16 protein-coding genes and 1 tRNA gene are annotated in these 15,538 nt (G+C 59.7%); 8 read left to right on the top strand and 9 right to left on the bottom strand.

Features of this window, described 5'->3' with window-relative positions; genetic code table 11:
* Positions 1-3 precede the first annotated feature (3 nt).
* The 3 genes from tnpB (at position 4) to CS390_RS03870 (ending at position 2,323) form a co-directional block, all read left to right on the top strand.
* The gene (gene tnpB, locus CS390_RS25235) at positions 4-330 is read left to right on the top strand and encodes an IS66 family insertion sequence element accessory protein TnpB (protein ID WP_145991801.1); all 327 of its coding nucleotides are present in this window, start codon (positions 4-6) and stop codon (positions 328-330) included.
* Positions 331-391: 61 nt separating this feature from the next.
* Entirely contained in the window at positions 392-1,927 is a 1,536-nt protein-coding gene (locus tag CS390_RS03865) for an IS66 family transposase (protein WP_099773211.1), read from the top strand.
* A 111-nt stretch (positions 1,928-2,038) separates the two neighbouring features.
* On the top strand, positions 2,039-2,323 hold the full coding sequence (locus tag CS390_RS03870) for a hypothetical protein (protein ID WP_099773528.1): 285 nt from the start codon (positions 2,039-2,041) through the stop codon (positions 2,321-2,323).
* Here CS390_RS03870 and CS390_RS03875 read toward each other — a convergent pair.
* From CS390_RS03875 to CS390_RS03915, 9 genes are all read right to left on the bottom strand, one after another.
* Complete coding sequence (locus CS390_RS03875; protein WP_099773529.1) at positions 2,320-3,564, bottom strand: tyrosine-type recombinase/integrase; 1,245 nt, start codon at positions 3,562-3,564, stop codon at positions 2,320-2,322. The two genes, CS390_RS03870 and CS390_RS03875, sit on opposite strands and share 4 nt — an antisense overlap.
* 187 nt (positions 3,565-3,751) lie before the next feature.
* Entirely contained in the window at positions 3,752-4,852 is a 1,101-nt protein-coding gene (ychF, locus tag CS390_RS03880) for a redox-regulated ATPase YchF (protein ID WP_065761927.1), read from the bottom strand.
* 21 nt (positions 4,853-4,873) lie between these two features.
* Entirely contained in the window at positions 4,874-5,458 is a 585-nt protein-coding gene (pth, locus tag CS390_RS03885) for an aminoacyl-tRNA hydrolase (protein WP_065761926.1), read from the bottom strand.
* A gap of 78 nt (positions 5,459-5,536) precedes the next feature.
* Positions 5,537-6,133: a 50S ribosomal protein L25/general stress protein Ctc gene (locus CS390_RS03890; protein WP_099773530.1), complete on the bottom strand. Its 597-nt coding sequence runs from the start codon at positions 6,131-6,133 to the stop codon at positions 5,537-5,539.
* A 139-nt stretch (positions 6,134-6,272) separates the two neighbouring features.
* Entirely contained in the window at positions 6,273-7,214 is a 942-nt protein-coding gene (locus CS390_RS03895) for a ribose-phosphate pyrophosphokinase (RefSeq protein WP_099773531.1), read from the bottom strand.
* 47 nt (positions 7,215-7,261) lie between these two features.
* Positions 7,262-7,336 (bottom strand) — tRNA-Gln (locus CS390_RS03900).
* A 34-nt stretch (positions 7,337-7,370) separates the two neighbouring features.
* Positions 7,371-8,222 (bottom strand): 4-(cytidine 5'-diphospho)-2-C-methyl-D-erythritol kinase, encoded by an 852-nt coding sequence (ispE, locus tag CS390_RS03905; protein WP_065761004.1) that lies wholly within the window; start codon positions 8,220-8,222, stop codon positions 7,371-7,373.
* Position 8,223: 1 nt separating this feature from the next.
* Complete coding sequence (gene lolB / locus CS390_RS03910; protein WP_065761005.1) at positions 8,224-8,841, bottom strand: lipoprotein insertase outer membrane protein LolB; 618 nt, start codon at positions 8,839-8,841, stop codon at positions 8,224-8,226.
* 4 nt (positions 8,842-8,845) lie between these two features.
* Entirely contained in the window at positions 8,846-10,573 is a 1,728-nt protein-coding gene (locus CS390_RS03915; protein WP_099773532.1) for a tetratricopeptide repeat protein, read from the bottom strand.
* Positions 10,574-10,762: 189 nt separating this feature from the next.
* Here CS390_RS03915 and hemA point away from each other — a divergent pair, with 189 nt between their 5' ends.
* Genes hemA through murI form a run of 5 tightly spaced genes read left to right on the top strand, consistent with a single transcriptional unit; the run spans position 10,763 to position 15,489 of the window.
* Positions 10,763-12,040, top strand: a complete 1,278-nt coding sequence (hemA, locus tag CS390_RS03920; RefSeq protein WP_099773533.1) for a glutamyl-tRNA reductase — start codon at positions 10,763-10,765, stop codon at positions 12,038-12,040.
* Positions 12,037-13,119 (top strand): peptide chain release factor 1, encoded by a 1,083-nt coding sequence (gene prfA, locus CS390_RS03925; protein ID WP_065761008.1) that lies wholly within the window; start codon positions 12,037-12,039, stop codon positions 13,117-13,119. The genes hemA and prfA overlap by 4 nt, the downstream gene beginning before the upstream one ends.
* Positions 13,120-13,950, top strand: coding sequence for a peptide chain release factor N(5)-glutamine methyltransferase (prmC, locus tag CS390_RS03930; RefSeq protein ID WP_099773534.1), 831 nt, complete (start codon positions 13,120-13,122; stop codon positions 13,948-13,950).
* Complete coding sequence (locus tag CS390_RS03935; RefSeq protein WP_099773535.1) at positions 13,944-14,699, top strand: molybdopterin-synthase adenylyltransferase MoeB; 756 nt, start codon at positions 13,944-13,946, stop codon at positions 14,697-14,699. The genes prmC and CS390_RS03935 overlap by 7 nt, the downstream gene beginning before the upstream one ends.
* The gene (murI, locus tag CS390_RS03940) at positions 14,692-15,489 is read left to right on the top strand and encodes a glutamate racemase (protein ID WP_099773536.1); all 798 of its coding nucleotides are present in this window, start codon (positions 14,692-14,694) and stop codon (positions 15,487-15,489) included. The genes CS390_RS03935 and murI overlap by 8 nt, the downstream gene beginning before the upstream one ends.
* The last annotated feature ends 49 nt before the right edge of the window (positions 15,490-15,538 follow it).

The following is a 15,538-nucleotide window of genomic DNA, read 5'->3' on the forward strand; positions in this document are numbered from 1 at the left end:
CGCGTGGATAGTATCTGGCTCGCCACCGAGCCGATGGATATGCGTGCGGGTACTGAAACCGCGTTGGCCCGCGTGGTGGCGGTGTTCGGTGCGGCGAAGCCGCACTGCGCCTATCTGTTCGCCAATCGCCGCGCCAACCGCATGAAAGTTCTGGTGCATGACGGCGTGGGTATCTGGCTCGCCGCGCGGCGCTTGCACCAGGGCAAGTTTCATTGGCCAGGCATCCGGCACGGCTCGGAAGTCGAACTCGACACCGAGCAACTTCAGGCTTTGGTACTGGGGTTGCCCTGGCAGCGAGTCGGCGCAGCCGGCGCGATCACAGTGCTGTAGCACCTGCCATTAGCCCATCGGTTTATCTCCGCTGACCGCCTGCTCTGGCACAATCAGCGGCATGACTTCCTCGCCCAATCTCGACCAACTGACACCTGACCAGCTGCGCGCACTGGCCGCGCAGTTGCTCACGCAAGTCGATGCGATGGGCAAAAAGATCCACCGCGATCAAACAGTCATCGAGCAGCTCACCCACGAAATCGCATGGTTCAAACGGCACAAGTTCGCCAAGCGCAGCGAGCAGCTAAGCCCTGATCAGGGCAGCCTGCTTGATGACCTGCTCGACACCGACATCGCCGCCATCGAGGCCGAGCTGAAAGCCGTCAATCCTCCGGTTACCCCAGCCGAACCACGCCAACAACCCAAGCGCACACCGCTGCCACCGCAATTTCCGCGCACCGTGATCCGTCACGAGCCGGAGAACACCCAGTGCGCCTGCGGTTGCCAGCTTCAGCGCGTCGGCGAAGACGTCAGCGAAAAGCTCGACTACACGCCGGGCGTGTTCACCGTCGAACAGCACGTGCGTGGGAAATGGGCCTGCCGCCAATGCGAAACGCTGATCCAGGCGCCCGTGCCGGCCCAGGTGATCAACAAGGGGATCCCTACCGCCGGCCTGCTGGCTCACGTGATGGTGGCCAAGTTCGCCGACCACCTACCGCTGTACCGGCAGGAGAAGATCTTTGGCCGTGCCGGCCTGGCCATCGCTCGTTCGACACTGGCACAGTGGGTCGGGCAAACCGGCGTGCAGCTCCAGCCCCTAGTCGATGCGCTGCGCGAAGCGGTGCTTGCCCAGCGCGTGATCCATGCCGACGAAACCCCGGTTTCGATGCTCGCGCCCGGCGAGAAGAAGACCCACCGTGCCTACGTCTGGGCCTACAGCACCACGCCCTTCGCCGATCTGAAGGCCGTGGTCTACGACTTCAGCCCCAGCCGTGCCGGCGAGCATGCGCGCAATTTTCTTGGCCAGTGGAATGGCAAGCTGGTCTGCGACGACTTCGCTGGCTACAAGGCCAGCTTCGAGCAAGGCATCACCGAAATCGGTTGCATGGCTCACGCCCGCCGCAAGTTCTTCGATCTGCACGCGGCGAACAAAAGCCAACTGGCCGAACAGGCGCTGCACTCTATCGCTGGGCTGTACGAAGTCGAACGCCAAGTGCGCGACATGAGCAATGAAGAACGCTGGCGAATACGGCAGGAAAAGGCTTCACCGCTCCTCGACGCACTACATGACTGGATGCTGGCCCAGCGTGATCTTGTGCCCAACGGCTCAGCCACGGCGAAAGCTTTGGATTACAGCCTCAAACGCTGGGTAGCGCTGACGCGCTACCTGGACGATGGCGCTGTGCCCATCGACAACAACCAAGTCGAGAACCAGATCCGCCCGTGGGCTCTAGGTCGCTCCAATTGGCTGTTTGCCGGGTCGCTACGCAGCGGCAAACGGGCGGCGGCAATCATGAGCCTGATCCAGTCGGCGCGGATGAATGGGCATGATCCGTATGCCTATCTCAAGGATGTGCTAACGCGACTGCCGACGCAGAAGGCCAGCGCTCTGGCCGAGCTGCTGCCGCACAGCTGGGTATCCGTCGGCAAGGTGTAATGCCCGTTCGCTTACTGTGCTCACTCCTCCAGGTCATCAGTGATCACTGCTTAGCGTAGTAGAGTCTGCAATGCGGCTCGTGTATGGTTCTTCCTTCATTTAGGAGGGATTATGCGCGTTAAACCAGTAGGTACACTTGTTTACAAGAAGAGCGGCCAAGAGTTTCGTATCCCAGCCAAGGAGCTATTACAGCAGGGTATGCAAAAGGAGGCTGTTGGCTTCCAGGGCGAGAGTGAGGATTGGTCGGTAATCTTCACTGCCGGGTTGGGTGCTGATAATTTTTCGTGGTATGTCACTTACACCATAGGTAATGAGGGGCTTGAGATTAATGATTCAGAAATTACTGAGCCTACTGGCGTTGAAGTGACCCAGGACGTGTCTTTCAAGTCAGCCTAAGCACTTTCATTTTTCCAGATGTCCAGTCTATCTGCCCATAGTTGCATCATGATGGCTCGGTCGCTTAGATACTCCGCGTGGTTGTACGTGCGGCGGACAGCATTTTGCTCGGTGTGAGCGAGCTGTCTTTCGATCCAGTCTGCTGAGTAGCCCATCTCATTGAGTCTGGTGCTGCCCGTTGTCCTCGTGGCATGCGGGCTGTATTTACCTCCCCAGCCAAGGGTGTTGAGCATCTGGCGGAATGAGGCCGCAACCATTGGGCGGGTGCGTACGTCGCGGTGAGGAAATACGTGGGTGTATTTTCCTGTGATGGAATGCAGGCCACGCAGTATTTCGACTGCCTGTCGCGGCAGTGGCACCGTGTGCTCTTTGCGCTTTTTCATCCGCTCGGCGGGAATGCGCCAAAGCGCCTTCTCCAGGTCAAATTCTGCCCACTGAGCCTCTACAGCTTCATTGGGGCGGCACAGAGTCAGCCACATGAGCTGGAAAGCGCAGAGGGTCTCATGGCGTCCGCCGTGAGATTCGACATCGCGTAACAGTTGGCCAATTTCTTCAGTGGAGAGAGGGCGTTTGTGCTGAGTCTTGTTGGCTGGCAGGGCTTTTCGAACGGGGTGTACCGGGTCGGTGCTGGCTCGCAACGTGGAAATTGCCAGTTCGAAAACTCCGGACATGCTCCGCTTGGCCTCTGCGGCAACAGATGGGCCATTATCTTGAGCGGCTGCTCTGAGCACTTCAAGAATGTGCATGGGGTTGATGGCTTTGATCGGCAGTTCACCGATTTTGGGAAATACGACGCGTTCAAGCATGTTGAGTCGTCTGGACTTGGTGATCTCCTCCCAGTCCTTCAGTGAAAGCCACTCTTTGGCGACGGCTTCAAACGTAATGGCCTTCTCGTGGTCGCGCTTCACCCGCTCCTGTTGCCGGTGGTGCGCGGGATTGATGCCCTGTATGACTAGGGCACGGGCTTTCACGCGCTCATCGCGTGCCTCTGCAAGAGTGAAGCGGCGCCCTTTGCGGCGCTCTTCGGCGTGCTCGGGTGATTCCCCTTTGGGTGCGATTACATAGTCCCCAATCGCGAACACGCTTTCCTTCCTGCTAGTTCCGTCGTTCAGCTCGAACCGATAGCGCCATGCCTTAACCCCGTTAGGCTTCACCTCCAGGTAAAGGCCATTGCCATCTGTGAGCTTGTAGGGCTTTTCCTTGGGCTTGGCGGTACGGCACTCGGTATCGGTAAGCGGCATGGCTGCTCAATCCTGTTATACCCGGTTATACGGGTAGGTGAATTTTTCGATACCCGGTAGCGTACCCGGTAAATATGCGGATCGTATAGATTCTTGTCGGACCTTTTGGGAAAAGAAAAACCCCTTGAGGCTCAATCTCTCAAGGGGTTATGTGTCCGGCAAGATCCTAGGAGATCTAAATTTCTATTTAGACGTTAAAGCGGAAGTGCATCACATCGCCATCTTTGACGATGTAGTCCTTGCCTTCCAGGCGCCATTTACCGGCTTCTTTCGCGCCGGCTTCGCCGTTGTACTTGATGAAGTCATCGTAGGAGATCACTTCGGCACGGATGAAGCCTTTCTCGAAGTCGGTGTGGATCACGCCGGCAGCCTGTGGGCCGGTGGCGCCAACGCGAACGGTCCAGGCGCGTACTTCCTTCACGCCAGCGGTGAAGTAGGTCTGCAGGTTGAGCAGGGCGTAGCCCGCGCGGATCACACGGTTCAGGCCAGGCTCTTCCAGGCCGAGGGATTCAAGGAACATGTCCTTCTCTTCACCGTCGTCCAGTTCGGCGATTTCCGCTTCGATCTTGTTGCACACCGGCACCACGATCGCGCCTTCTTCTTCGGCAATGGCCTTGACCACGTCCAGGTGCGGGTTGTTCTCGAAGCCGTCTTCGGCCACGTTGGCGATGTACATGACCGGTTTGCTGGTCAGCAGGTGGAAGCCACGGATCAGGGCTTTCTCGTCATCCGCCATGTGCTTCATCAGGCTGCGCGCAGGCTTGCCTTCGGTGAAGTGCGGGATGAGCTTTTCCAGAATGGCTTTCTGGGCCAAGGCGTCCTTGTCACCGCCTTTGGCGTTACGCGCGACTTTCTGCAGTTGTTTCTCGCAGCTGTCGAGGTCGGCGAAGATCAGTTCCAGGTCGATGATTTCGATGTCGCGCTTGGGGTCGACACTGTTGGAGACGTGAATCACGTTATCGTCTTCGAAGCAGCGCACCACGTGGGCGATGGCATCGGTCTCGCGGATGTTGGCGAGGAACTTGTTGCCCAGGCCTTCACCTTTCGAGGCGCCGGCTACAAGGCCTGCGATATCGACGAATTCCATGGTGGTGGGCAGCACCCGCTCAGGCTTGACGATGGCAGCCAGGGCGTCCAGGCGTGCATCGGGCATCGGTACGATGCCGCTGTTCGGCTCGATGGTGCAGAAGGGGAAGTTCTCTGCCGCGATACCGGATTTGGTCAAGGCGTTGAACAGGGTGGACTTGCCGACGTTGGGCAGGCCGACGATGCCGCAATTGAATCCCATGGTGAATCCCTCTTCGTGGAGTCAGGCCTTCTGGCTGTGCAGCTCTCTCATCGCACGCGTCCAATCGCCGGCGAGGATGTCCGGCAGCACGCCGAGGGCAAAATCGATACTGGCATCCAGTTTTTCCTGCTCGGCGCGTGGCGCCTTGCCCAGGACAAAACCGGACACCTTGCTGCTGTCACCCGGGTGGCCGATGCCAAGCCGCAGACGGTGAAAGTTATTCTGATTGCCGAGCTGCGCGATGATGTCGCGCAGGCCGTTGTGCCCGCCGTGGCCGCCACCGAGCTTGAGCTTGGCGACGCCGGGAGGCAGGTCGAGTTCGTCGTGGGCCACCAGGATGGCTTCTGGCGGTATACGGAAAAAACCGGCCAGTGCCGCGACGGCTTGGCCGCTGCGGTTCATGTACGTGGTGGGTATCAGCAGACGAACGTCTTTGCCCTGATAGCTGAACTTGGCTGTCAGGCCGAAATACTTGCGGTCAGCGGTCAGGTTGACGCGCTGGGCGCTGGCGATGCGTTCTACGAAAAGAGCCCCTGCGTTATGCCGGGTCTGTTCGTATTCGGGGCCGGGGTTTCCCAGGCCGACGATCAGTTGAATGGCGGTCACGTCAGGGGCTCTTCCTTGGAGTTGTGGGCCACGCGTTACGGCTGCGTGGCCCGGGCAACACCGGCGTGCTGAGTAAAATTACTCGGCAGCGCCTTCAGCTTCAGGCGCAACACGCGGAGCGTGAACGTTGGCTACTGCCAGGTCGTTGCCGTGAGCCAGTGCGACGAACTCGACGCCTTTCGGAGCTTTCAGGTCCGACAGGTGAACGATGGTGCCGACTTCGGCGTTAGCCAGGTCAACGGTGATGAACTCAGGCAGGTCTTTGGCTTCGCAAGAAACTTCGATTTCAGCCACTACGTGGGAGATCTCGCCGCCTTTCTTGATTGCAGCTTCTTCGTTTACGAAGTGAACTGGAACCTTGGCAGTCAGTTTCTGGCCAGCAACAACGCGAACGAAGTCGGCGTGCAGGATGATGCCTTTCGATGGGTGACGTTGCAGAGCTTTAACAACAACGTTCTGCTTGGCGCCGTCGACATTCAGTTCGATAACGTGGCTGAAAGCAGCTTCGTTTTCGAACAGCTTGGCGATTTCTTTAGCCAGGATGCTGACCGATACAGGGGCAGCGTCGCCACCGTATACAACAGCAGGAACTTGGCTGGCGAGACGACGCAGGCGGCGGCTCGCACCTTTCCCCAGGTCGTTACGCGCTTCGGCGTTCAGGATGAAATCAGTCATTTTGTATCTCCAAAATAGCCTCTCCGGTTTGGCGTTTGCGACCAGCGCCAAAGCGGGGTTGGCAAAAAAGCCCCGCCCCAACAACCAGTGTTGGGGCGGGGCGCTTTACGTCAACGTGATCTCGAAAAGGGCAGGGCCCTTAGCGGAACATCGCGCTGATCGATTCTTCGTTGCTGATGCGGCGAACCGCTTCTGCGACGACCGGTGCGATATCCAGTTGACGGATACGGTCACAGGCTTGAGCTGCGGCGGACAGCGGGATGGTGTTGGTCACCACCAGCTCGTCCAGCACGGATTTCTCGATATTCTCGATCGCCCGACCCGACAGAACAGGGTGCGTGCAATAGGCGTAAACCTTGGCAGCGCCGTGCTCTTTCAGGGCCTTGGCCGCGTGGCACAGGGTGCCAGCGGTATCGACCATGTCGTCGACCAGAATACAAGTACGACCCTCAACATCACCGATGATATGCATCACTTCGGAGTGGTTGGCCTTCTCGCGGCGTTTATCGATAATGCCGAGATCGACGCCCAGCGACTTGGCAACAGCTCGTGCACGCACGACGCCACCGATGTCTGGGGAGACAATCATCAGATTTTCGAAACGCTGGTCTTCGATGTCATCCACCAGAACGGGGGAGCCGTAGATGTTATCTACTGGAATATCGAAGAAACCCTGGATCTGGTCAGCGTGCAGGTCGACAGTGAGAACACGGTCGATACCAACGACGGTGAGCATATCAGCAACGACTTTGGCGCTGATTGCAACACGCGCCGAACGCGGACGGCGATCTTGGCGGGCGTAACCGAAGTAAGGAATCACGGCGGTGATTCGGGAGGCAGATGAACGGCGGAAGGCGTCAGCCATCACTACCAATTCCATCAGATTATCGTTGGTTGGCGCACAAGTCGGCTGAATGATAAATACGTCTTTACCGCGGACGTTTTCATTAATCTCAGTGCTGATTTCGCCGTCGGAAAACTTACCGACAGAAACATCACCCAGTGGGATATGCAGCTGACGTACGACACGCCGAGCCAGATCGGGGTTGGCGTTCCCCGTAAAGACCATCATCTTGGACACGCGCAGTACCTGAAGGCTGAGGGTAACCTGGATGAGTATAAGGAAAATGGCAGGGGCGGCTGGATTCGAACCAACGCATGGCAGGATCAAAACCTGCTGCCTTACCGCTTGGCGACGCCCCTGTATCTGTTGCTGCGAGTGCCTAACACTCGATTCCTAGAGCAGACTCTGTAGCGCGCGATGCAACATCGAAACGTTGCTTCCCTTTGCTACAAACCCTGTTTGGGTCTCTGTAAGAAGGGCCAAAACTTTATCAGCTTCAGCTTTGCTTGGGAAGGCCCCAAACACACAACTTCCAGTTCCGGTAAGCCTAGCTTCAGTGAACTTGCTTAGCAAATTCAGTGAGTTACGTACTTCTGGGTAACTCTGCTCTACTACCGGTTGGCAGTCATTTCGACTGTTTCCCTTGGGAACGGGGCGCATCTTAATGGGCGCTGAATCACGTGTCAACAATGGATGTGAAAAAATTTCCGCTGTACTTACAAATACTTGCGGGACGAGCACGACATACCAGGGTTCCTCAGGATCTACCGGGGTGAGCTTTTCGCCCACGCCTTCGGCGAATGCCGCGTGACCGCGGACGAAAACCGGGACGTCGGCGCCCAAGGTCAGGCCCAGTTCGGCCAGTTGGTCCTCACTCCAGCCCAATTGCCAGAGATGGTTGAGGCCGAGCAGGGTGGTTGCGGCATCTGAGCTGCCGCCACCGATGCCGCCGCCCATGGGCAGGATTTTTTTCAACCAGATATCAACGCCCTTGCTGCAGCCTGAAAGTGCCTGCAGTTTTCGCGCAGCTTTCACGATCAGGTTGCTGTCGTGAGGAACGTTGTCGATTTCGGTGTGCAGGCGTATTTCGCCATCTTCTCGTAGGGCAAAAGACAACTCATCGCCGTAGTCGAGAAATTGAAACAGGGTCTGCAGTTCGTGATAGCCATCGGGGCGGCGACCCAGAATGTGCAGCATCAGGTTCAGTTTGGCCGGTGCCGGCAGTGTCAGGGTGGTTGCGTGCATGTCAGTGCCCCAGCTGGCGTGGCTGCCAGTCCTTGACCACCAGGGTCACGTCCAGGTTCTGGCCGTGCAGCTTGAGGCGTTCCGGCAGCCAGTAACCGTTCTGCTGGATGTAGCTCAGGTACTCGACGTTCCAGCCATCCTGGTCGAGGCTGGCCAGGCGGCTGTCACCGCTCAGGGTCAGGCGGCTCTTACTGCCGGGTGCGGGCAAGCCGCGTACCCACCAGACCAGATGCGACACTGGCAGTTGCCAGCCCAATTGCTCCTCCAGCAAGGTCTCCGGGCTCTGGGCCTCGAAGCGTCCCTGGTTGGCGACTTCCAGTACGACTTGACCCGGGTGCCCGGTCAGGCGGGCGGCGCCCCGGCCCAGCGGGCCAGACAGGCGGATATCGTAATAATCCTGGCGTTGCAGCCAGAACAAGGTGCCGCTACCGGAGTCTTTCGGTGCGCGGATGCCCACCTTGCCGTTGATCTGCCAGCCGTCGAGGGTGCTCAACTGTTGTTTGTGCTCGCGCCACAATTGTGGGCTGCCCTGGCCCTGAAGGGCTTCGCGGGAGCCGAAGCCGGCGCAGCCGGCGAGCAGGGCGATCAGGCTGAAGGTAATGCAGTGGCGCAGGAACATAGGCTTACAGAGTCTCGGATCCGGTCAGGCGCAGAAGGGTTTTGCGCAGGATAGGGCTGTCAGGTTGGTCTTCTAGGGCTTTGGCCCAGACATGGCGTGCTTCGCGGCGTTTGCCGTTGGCCCAGAGCACTTCGCCCAGGTGGGCGGCGACTTCGTGGTCAGGGAAGCGTTCCAGGGCCTGGCGCAGCAGGCGTTCAGCTTCGTCGAGGTTGCCCAGGCGGTAGTTGACCCAGCCCAGGCTGTCGAGCACGGCGGGGTCTTCCGGGTTGATCTGGTGTGCTTTTTCGATCAGGCCCTTGGCTTCGGCATAGCGTGTCGTGCGGTCGGCCAGTGTGTAGCCCAGGGCGTTGAGGGCCATGGCATTTTCCGGCTCGCGGCTGATGATGCTGCGCAGGTCCTTTTCCATCTGGGCCAGGTCGTCGCGCTTTTCCGCAAGCATGGCGCGGGTGTAAAGCAGGTTCAGGTCGTCGGGGTACAGTTTGATGGCCTGTTGCAGCACCTGCAGGGCCTGGGCGTCCTTGTTGTTGTTGCCAAGGGTTTCGGCTTCGATCAGGTACAACTGGATAGCGTAGTCCGGTTGGGCTTCACGCGCTGCGGCCAGGCGCCGCGAGGCTTCGGTGGCTCGACCGTTGGCGATGAGAATGTCGGCCTGGCGCAGTTGTGCTGGCAGGTAATCATTGCCGGGGCCAACCTGGGCGTACTCGATCAATGCGCGTTCCGGGTCATTACGCTCTTCATGCAGGCGACCCAGGTTCAGGTGTGCCGAATCGACCCGGCTACCGCGGGCAATCAGCTCTTGCAGGTAGCTTTCGGCTTCGTTCCAGGCCTTGGCCTCCAGGCTGACCAGTGCCAGTGAGTAGCGCAGCTCGTCATCGTCGGGGTATTGCTGTAGCAGGCTGGCAAACTCGACCTTGGCATCCTCGACCCGGTCCTGTTCGACCAGCATGCGCGCGTAGGTCAGGCGCAGGCGCTTGTCGTCGGGGTACTTGCGAATGGTCTTTTGCAGTAGTGGCAGTGCTTCCTTGCCGCGATCGAGGCTTTGCAGCAGGCGTGCCTGCAGCAGTACCGGAGCGATTTCGCCGGCCTCTGGCGGGTGTTTTTCGAGCAGTTCCAGTGCGGCGTTCGCATTGCCATCCTGTTGTAGCAACAGGGCTTTGCCAAACACCAGCTGACCATTGTCCGGGTACTTCAGCAGCAGGCGGTCGAAACTTTTCTGCAGGCCATCACGGGTTTCCTGATCGGTTTCGGCGGCTGACAGCGCCAGGAAATCGAAGTGCGTGTCACCCTGGCCCTGCAGGACCTTCTCCATGTAGTTCATGGAGTCGTCATAGCGCCCGGCCCGCGCCAGCTGGATTGCGGCGGCGCGTTGCGCATCGAGGCTTTCTGGTGCGTTCTTTGCCCAGATCAGCGCCGTGTCCAGCGCAGCCTGGTCGGCACCGAGGTACTCGGCGATGCGGAAGGCACGTTCTGAGATACCGGCGTCCTGGGTTTTGATGGCTTGGGCAACATAGTTGTCCAGCGCGATATCGAAGCGATTGCGCTGGCCTGCCAATTCGGCGGTCAACAGGCTATAGACGGTGTCCTGGCTGAAGGATCCGTAGACCGTGGGCTTGACCTGCTCAGGAGGTGCAGTCTCGGCGGCAGGCGCCTTGGCATCCGGGGAATCCGGAGCCAAGGTCTGGCAGCCCTGAAGCAAGGCAAAGGCAAGGAACAACGCGGAGGATCTATTCATAGTGGGGATTTTGGGCGACTAACCTGCGGTCGGATCATCATGACACAAGCGCTAGGGCAAACCCATAAGTGATGGCCTCTGGAAGTACAGACTTAGGTACTGACTATAGAGACAATAGTGAGCGGTGGTTGTTCTCTAACCTGCGAAGTAGGACAATTATCGGCTTCACGTCATAATCAGCGACCTTGAATGGCCTTTCTTGCACTCGGTATCAACCATAAGACTGCCTCGGTAGACGTACGCGAGCGCGTGGCGTTTACGCCCGAGCAGCTGGTCGAAGCCTTGCAGCAGCTCTGTCGACTCACCGCCAGCCGCGAAGCCGCGATCCTCTCGACCTGCAACCGCAGCGAACTTTACATCGAACAGGACCACCTGGCGGCCGACAGCGTATTGCGCTGGTTGGCCGAATATCACCAGCTCAGCCTCGAAGAGCTGCGTGCCAGTGCCTATGTCCATGAAGATCACGATGCCGTGCGGCACATGATGCGGGTTGCCTCCGGGCTCGACTCGCTGGTGCTGGGCGAGCCGCAGATCCTGGGCCAGATGAAATCGGCGTATGCCGTGGCACGCGAGGCCGGGACCATCGGCCCCTTGCTGGGGCGTTTGTTCCAGGCCACGTTCAGTGCTGCCAAGCAGGTGCGCACCGACACGGCCATCGGCGAAAACCCGGTGTCAGTGGCGTTTGCCGCTGTGAGCCTGGCCAAGCAGATCTTCAGTGACCTGGGGCGTAGCCAGGCGCTGCTGATCGGGGCTGGTGAAACCATTACCCTGGTGGCCCGTCACCTGCATGAGCAGGGGGTGCGGCGCATTGTGGTGGCTAACCGAACCCTGGAGCGTGCGAGCACGCTGGCCGAACAGTTCGGTGCCCATGCGGTGTTGCTGGCAGACATTCCCCATGAACTGGTGCACAGCGATATCGTGATCAGTTCCACCGCCAGCCAGTTGCCGATTCTTGGCAAGGGGGCGGTAGAAAGCGCATTGAAATTGCGTAAGCACAAGCCGATTTTCATGGTGGATATCGCCGTACCTCGGGATATCGAACCAGAAGTCGGTGAGTTGGACGACGTTTACCTGTACACCGTCGATGACCTGCACGACGTTGTCGCCGAGAACCTCAAGAGCCGTCAGGGCGCCGCCCAGGCGGCCGAGGAGCTGGTCTCGGTCGGTGCCGAAGACTTCATGCTGCGCCTGCGTGAGTTGGCGGCGGTGGATGTGCTCAAGGCCTACCGCCAGCAAGGTGAGCGGCTGCGCGACGAGGAATTGCAAAAGGCCCAGCGCCTGCTGGCCAACGGTGCCAATGCCGAGGAGGTCTTGGTGCAGTTGGCCCGTGGCTTGACCAACAAGTTGCTGCATGCGCCGAGTGTGCAGTTGAAAAAGCTCTCTGCCGAAGGCCGCCTCGATGCGCTGGCCATGGCCCAGGAACTCTTTGCCCTCAACGAGGGCTCGACGGATAAACCCCCGCAATGAAAGCGTCGCTGCTCAATAAACTGGATACCCTCCAGGACCGCTTCGAGGAACTGACTGCCCTGTTGGGTGATGCTGAAGTCATTTCCGATCAGACCCGCTTCCGTGCCTATTCCAAGGAGTACGCCGAAGTTGAGCCCGTCGCGGCTGCCTATGCGCAGTGGCGCAAGGTTCAGGACGCGCTTGAGGGGGCTCAGGCGCTGCTCAAGGACAGTGACCCGGATATGCGGGAAATGGCTGTGGAAGAGGTGCGCGAATCCAAGGAGCAGTTGCTCGCACTGGAAAGCCAGTTGCAACGCATGCTGCTGCCCAAGGACCCGAACGATGGGCGCAACGTGTTCCTGGAGATCCGCGCGGGTACGGGCGGGGACGAGGCGGCGATTTTTTCCGGCGACCTGTTCCGCATGTACTCGCGTTATGCCGAGCGACGTGGCTGGCGTTTGGAGATCCTCTCGGAGAACGAGGGCGAGCACGGCGGCTACAAGGAAATCATTGCGCGTGTCGAAGGCGATAACGTCTACGGCAAGCTGAAATTCGAGTCGGGTGCGCACCGCGTGCAGCGGGTACCGGAAACCGAATCCCAAGGGCGCATTCATACCTCGGCGTGTACCGTCGCGGTGTTGCCCGAGCCTGACGAGCAGGTGGCAATCGAGATCAACCCGGCTGATTTGCGGGTCGACACTTACCGCTCTTCCGGGGCGGGCGGTCAGCACGTGAACAAGACCGATTCGGCGATTCGTATCACGCACTTGCCAACCGGCATCGTGGTGGAGTGCCAGGAAGAGCGTTCGCAGCACAAGAACCGGGCGCGCGCCATGTCCTGGCTGTCGGCCAAGCTCAATGACATGCAGACCAGCGCAGCACAGAATGCCATTGCCAGTGAGCGCAAGCTGCTGGTCGGCTCGGGCGATCGTTCCGAGCGTATTCGTACCTACAACTACCCACAGGGCCGGGTGACCGATCACCGTATCAACCTGACCCTGTATTCCCTTGATGAAGTGTTGGCGGGCGGGGTCGATGCGGTCATCGAACCATTGCTGGCCGAGTATCAGGCTGACCAACTGGCAGCACTGGGTGAGTAAATGACGATTATTGCCAGCCTGCTTCGCGGTGCGGAGCTGCCGGATTCGCCGACGGCGCGTCTGGATATCGAGTTGTTGCTGGCGGCTGCCATCGGCAAGTCGCGCAGTTACCTGCATACCTGGCCAGAGCGGATCGTCACCAGTGAGGCGGCCCAGACCTTTGCCGACTACCTGCAGCGCCGCCGTGCCGGTGAGCCTGTGGCGTATATTCTGGGGCAGCAGGGGTTCTGGAAACTTGATCTGGAAGTGGCGCCTCATACACTGATTCCGCGTCCGGAAACCGAGTTGCTGGTAGAGGCGGCCCTTGAGCTGCTGCCAGCGCTGCCCGCTCGTGTACTCGATCTTGGTACCGGAACCGGGGCCATTGCGCTGGCACTGGCCAGCGAGCGCCCACAGTGGCAGGTGACCGCCGTCGACCGTGTGCTCGACGCCGTGGCCCTGGCTGAACGCAACCGCCAGCGTCTGCAGCTGGACAACGTCCGGGTGCTCAACAGTCACTGGTTCAGCGCGCTGGACGGTGAGCGTTTCCACCTGATCATCAGCAACCCGCCTTACATCGCTGCTGCAGATCCGCATCTGGTGGCCGGTGATGTGCGGTTTGAGCCCAGCAGTGCGCTGGTTGCAGGCGAAGATGGCCTGGACGATCTGCGCGCGATCATCACTCAGGCGCCGCAGCACCTGCAGCCGGGCGGCTGGTTGTTGCTTGAACACGGTTACGATCAGGCCGCTGCGGTACGCGAGCTGCTGGCTCAGAACGACTTCGAGCAGATCGAAAGCCGCGATGACCTTGCCGGTCATGAACGTATTACCTTGGGGCGCCTCCTGTGCTGAGCGATCAGGAGCTGTTGCGCTACAGCCGACAGATCCTCCTGGCGCAGGTCGATATCGACGGTCAGTTGAAGCTCAAGGGCAGTCGGGCGCTGATAGTCGGCCTCGGCGGCCTCGGCTCACCGGTCGCGTTGTATCTGGCTGCTGCAGGTGTTGGTGAACTGCACCTGGCTGACTTTGATACGGTCGACCTGACCAACCTGCAGCGTCAGGTCATGCACGACACTTCATCAATCGGCATGAGCAAGGTCGATTCTGCGCTGGCACGCTTGCAGGCGATCAACCCCGAGATTGCCCTGGTGGCCCATCGTACGGTGCTCGACGAAGACTCGTTGGCTGAGGCCGTGCGCGCAGTTGACCTCGTGCTCGACTGCTCGGACAACTTCGGCACCCGTGAGGCGGTCAATCGCGCGTGTGTGGCAGCGGGCAAACCGCTGGTCAGTGGCGCCGCGATTCGCCTGGAGGGGCAATTGTCGGTCTTCGACCCGCGACAGCCACACAGCCCCTGCTACCACTGCCTGTATGGGCATGGCAGTGACGCCGAGCTGACCTGCAGCGAGGCGGGCGTGATTGGCCCGCTGGTTGGGTTGGTTGGCAGCTTGCAGGCACTGGAAGCCTTGAAGATGCTGGCGGGTTTCGGTGAGCCGCTGATTGGGCGATTGTTGTTGATTGATGCGCTGGGCAGCCGTTTTCGCGAGCTGCGTGTGAAGCGCGACCCGGGGTGTGCCGTTTGCGGTGATCGACATGGGTGATCCGGCAGCACCCGTCGGGGTTTTCGATTCTGGCGTCGGCGGGTTGTCGGTGCTTGCTGAAATCGCGCGTTTATTGCCCCGCGAGTCACTGCTGTATGTCGCTGATTGCGGACATATCCCCTATGGGGAGAAGTCGCCGGCGTTTATCCGTCAGCGTTGCCAGATCGTTGCCGAATTTTTCCGTGCCCAAGGGGCCAAGGCGATGGTGTTGGCGTGTAACACTGCAACAGTCGCTGCGGTGGCCGACCTGCGGGAACGTTACCCTGACTGGCCGATTGTGGGTATGGAGCCTGCGGTCAAACCCGCTGCGGCAGCAACCCGCAGCGGTGTGGTGGGTGTGCTGGCAACGACGGGTACGCTACAGAGCGCCAAGTTTGCCGCGTTGCTCGATCGCTTCGCCAATGATGTGCAGGTGGTCACCCAGCCGTGCCCGGGCCTGGTCGAATGCATTGAAGCCGGCGATCTAGACAGCCCCTCGTTGCGCCAGTTGCTGCAGGGCTATGTGACACCGCTGTTGGCTGCCGGGTGCGACACGCTGATCCTGGGTTGCACGCATTATCCTTTCCTCAAGCCATTGCTCGCCCAGCTTGTTCCGCCCGACATAGCAATCATCGATACTGGCGCAGCGGTGGCTCGGCAATTGCAGCGTTTGCTCGGTGAACGCGGGTTATTGGCGCAGGGCCCAGCCCGGCCCGCGCAGTTCTGGACGAGTGCCAGCCCAGCGCATCTGCTGAAAATCCTGCCATTGTTGTGGGGTCAGTCTGAGAACGTGCACAGTCTTGGTTTGTGAAGCGCTGGGGGAGAGCGTTTTTGCGGTGCGGAACTGACAACTGATGGCA

It is taken from the genome of Pseudomonas sp. HLS-6 (genome assembly GCF_002753995.1).
Lineage (GTDB): Bacteria > Pseudomonadota > Gammaproteobacteria > Pseudomonadales > Pseudomonadaceae > Aquipseudomonas > Aquipseudomonas defluvii.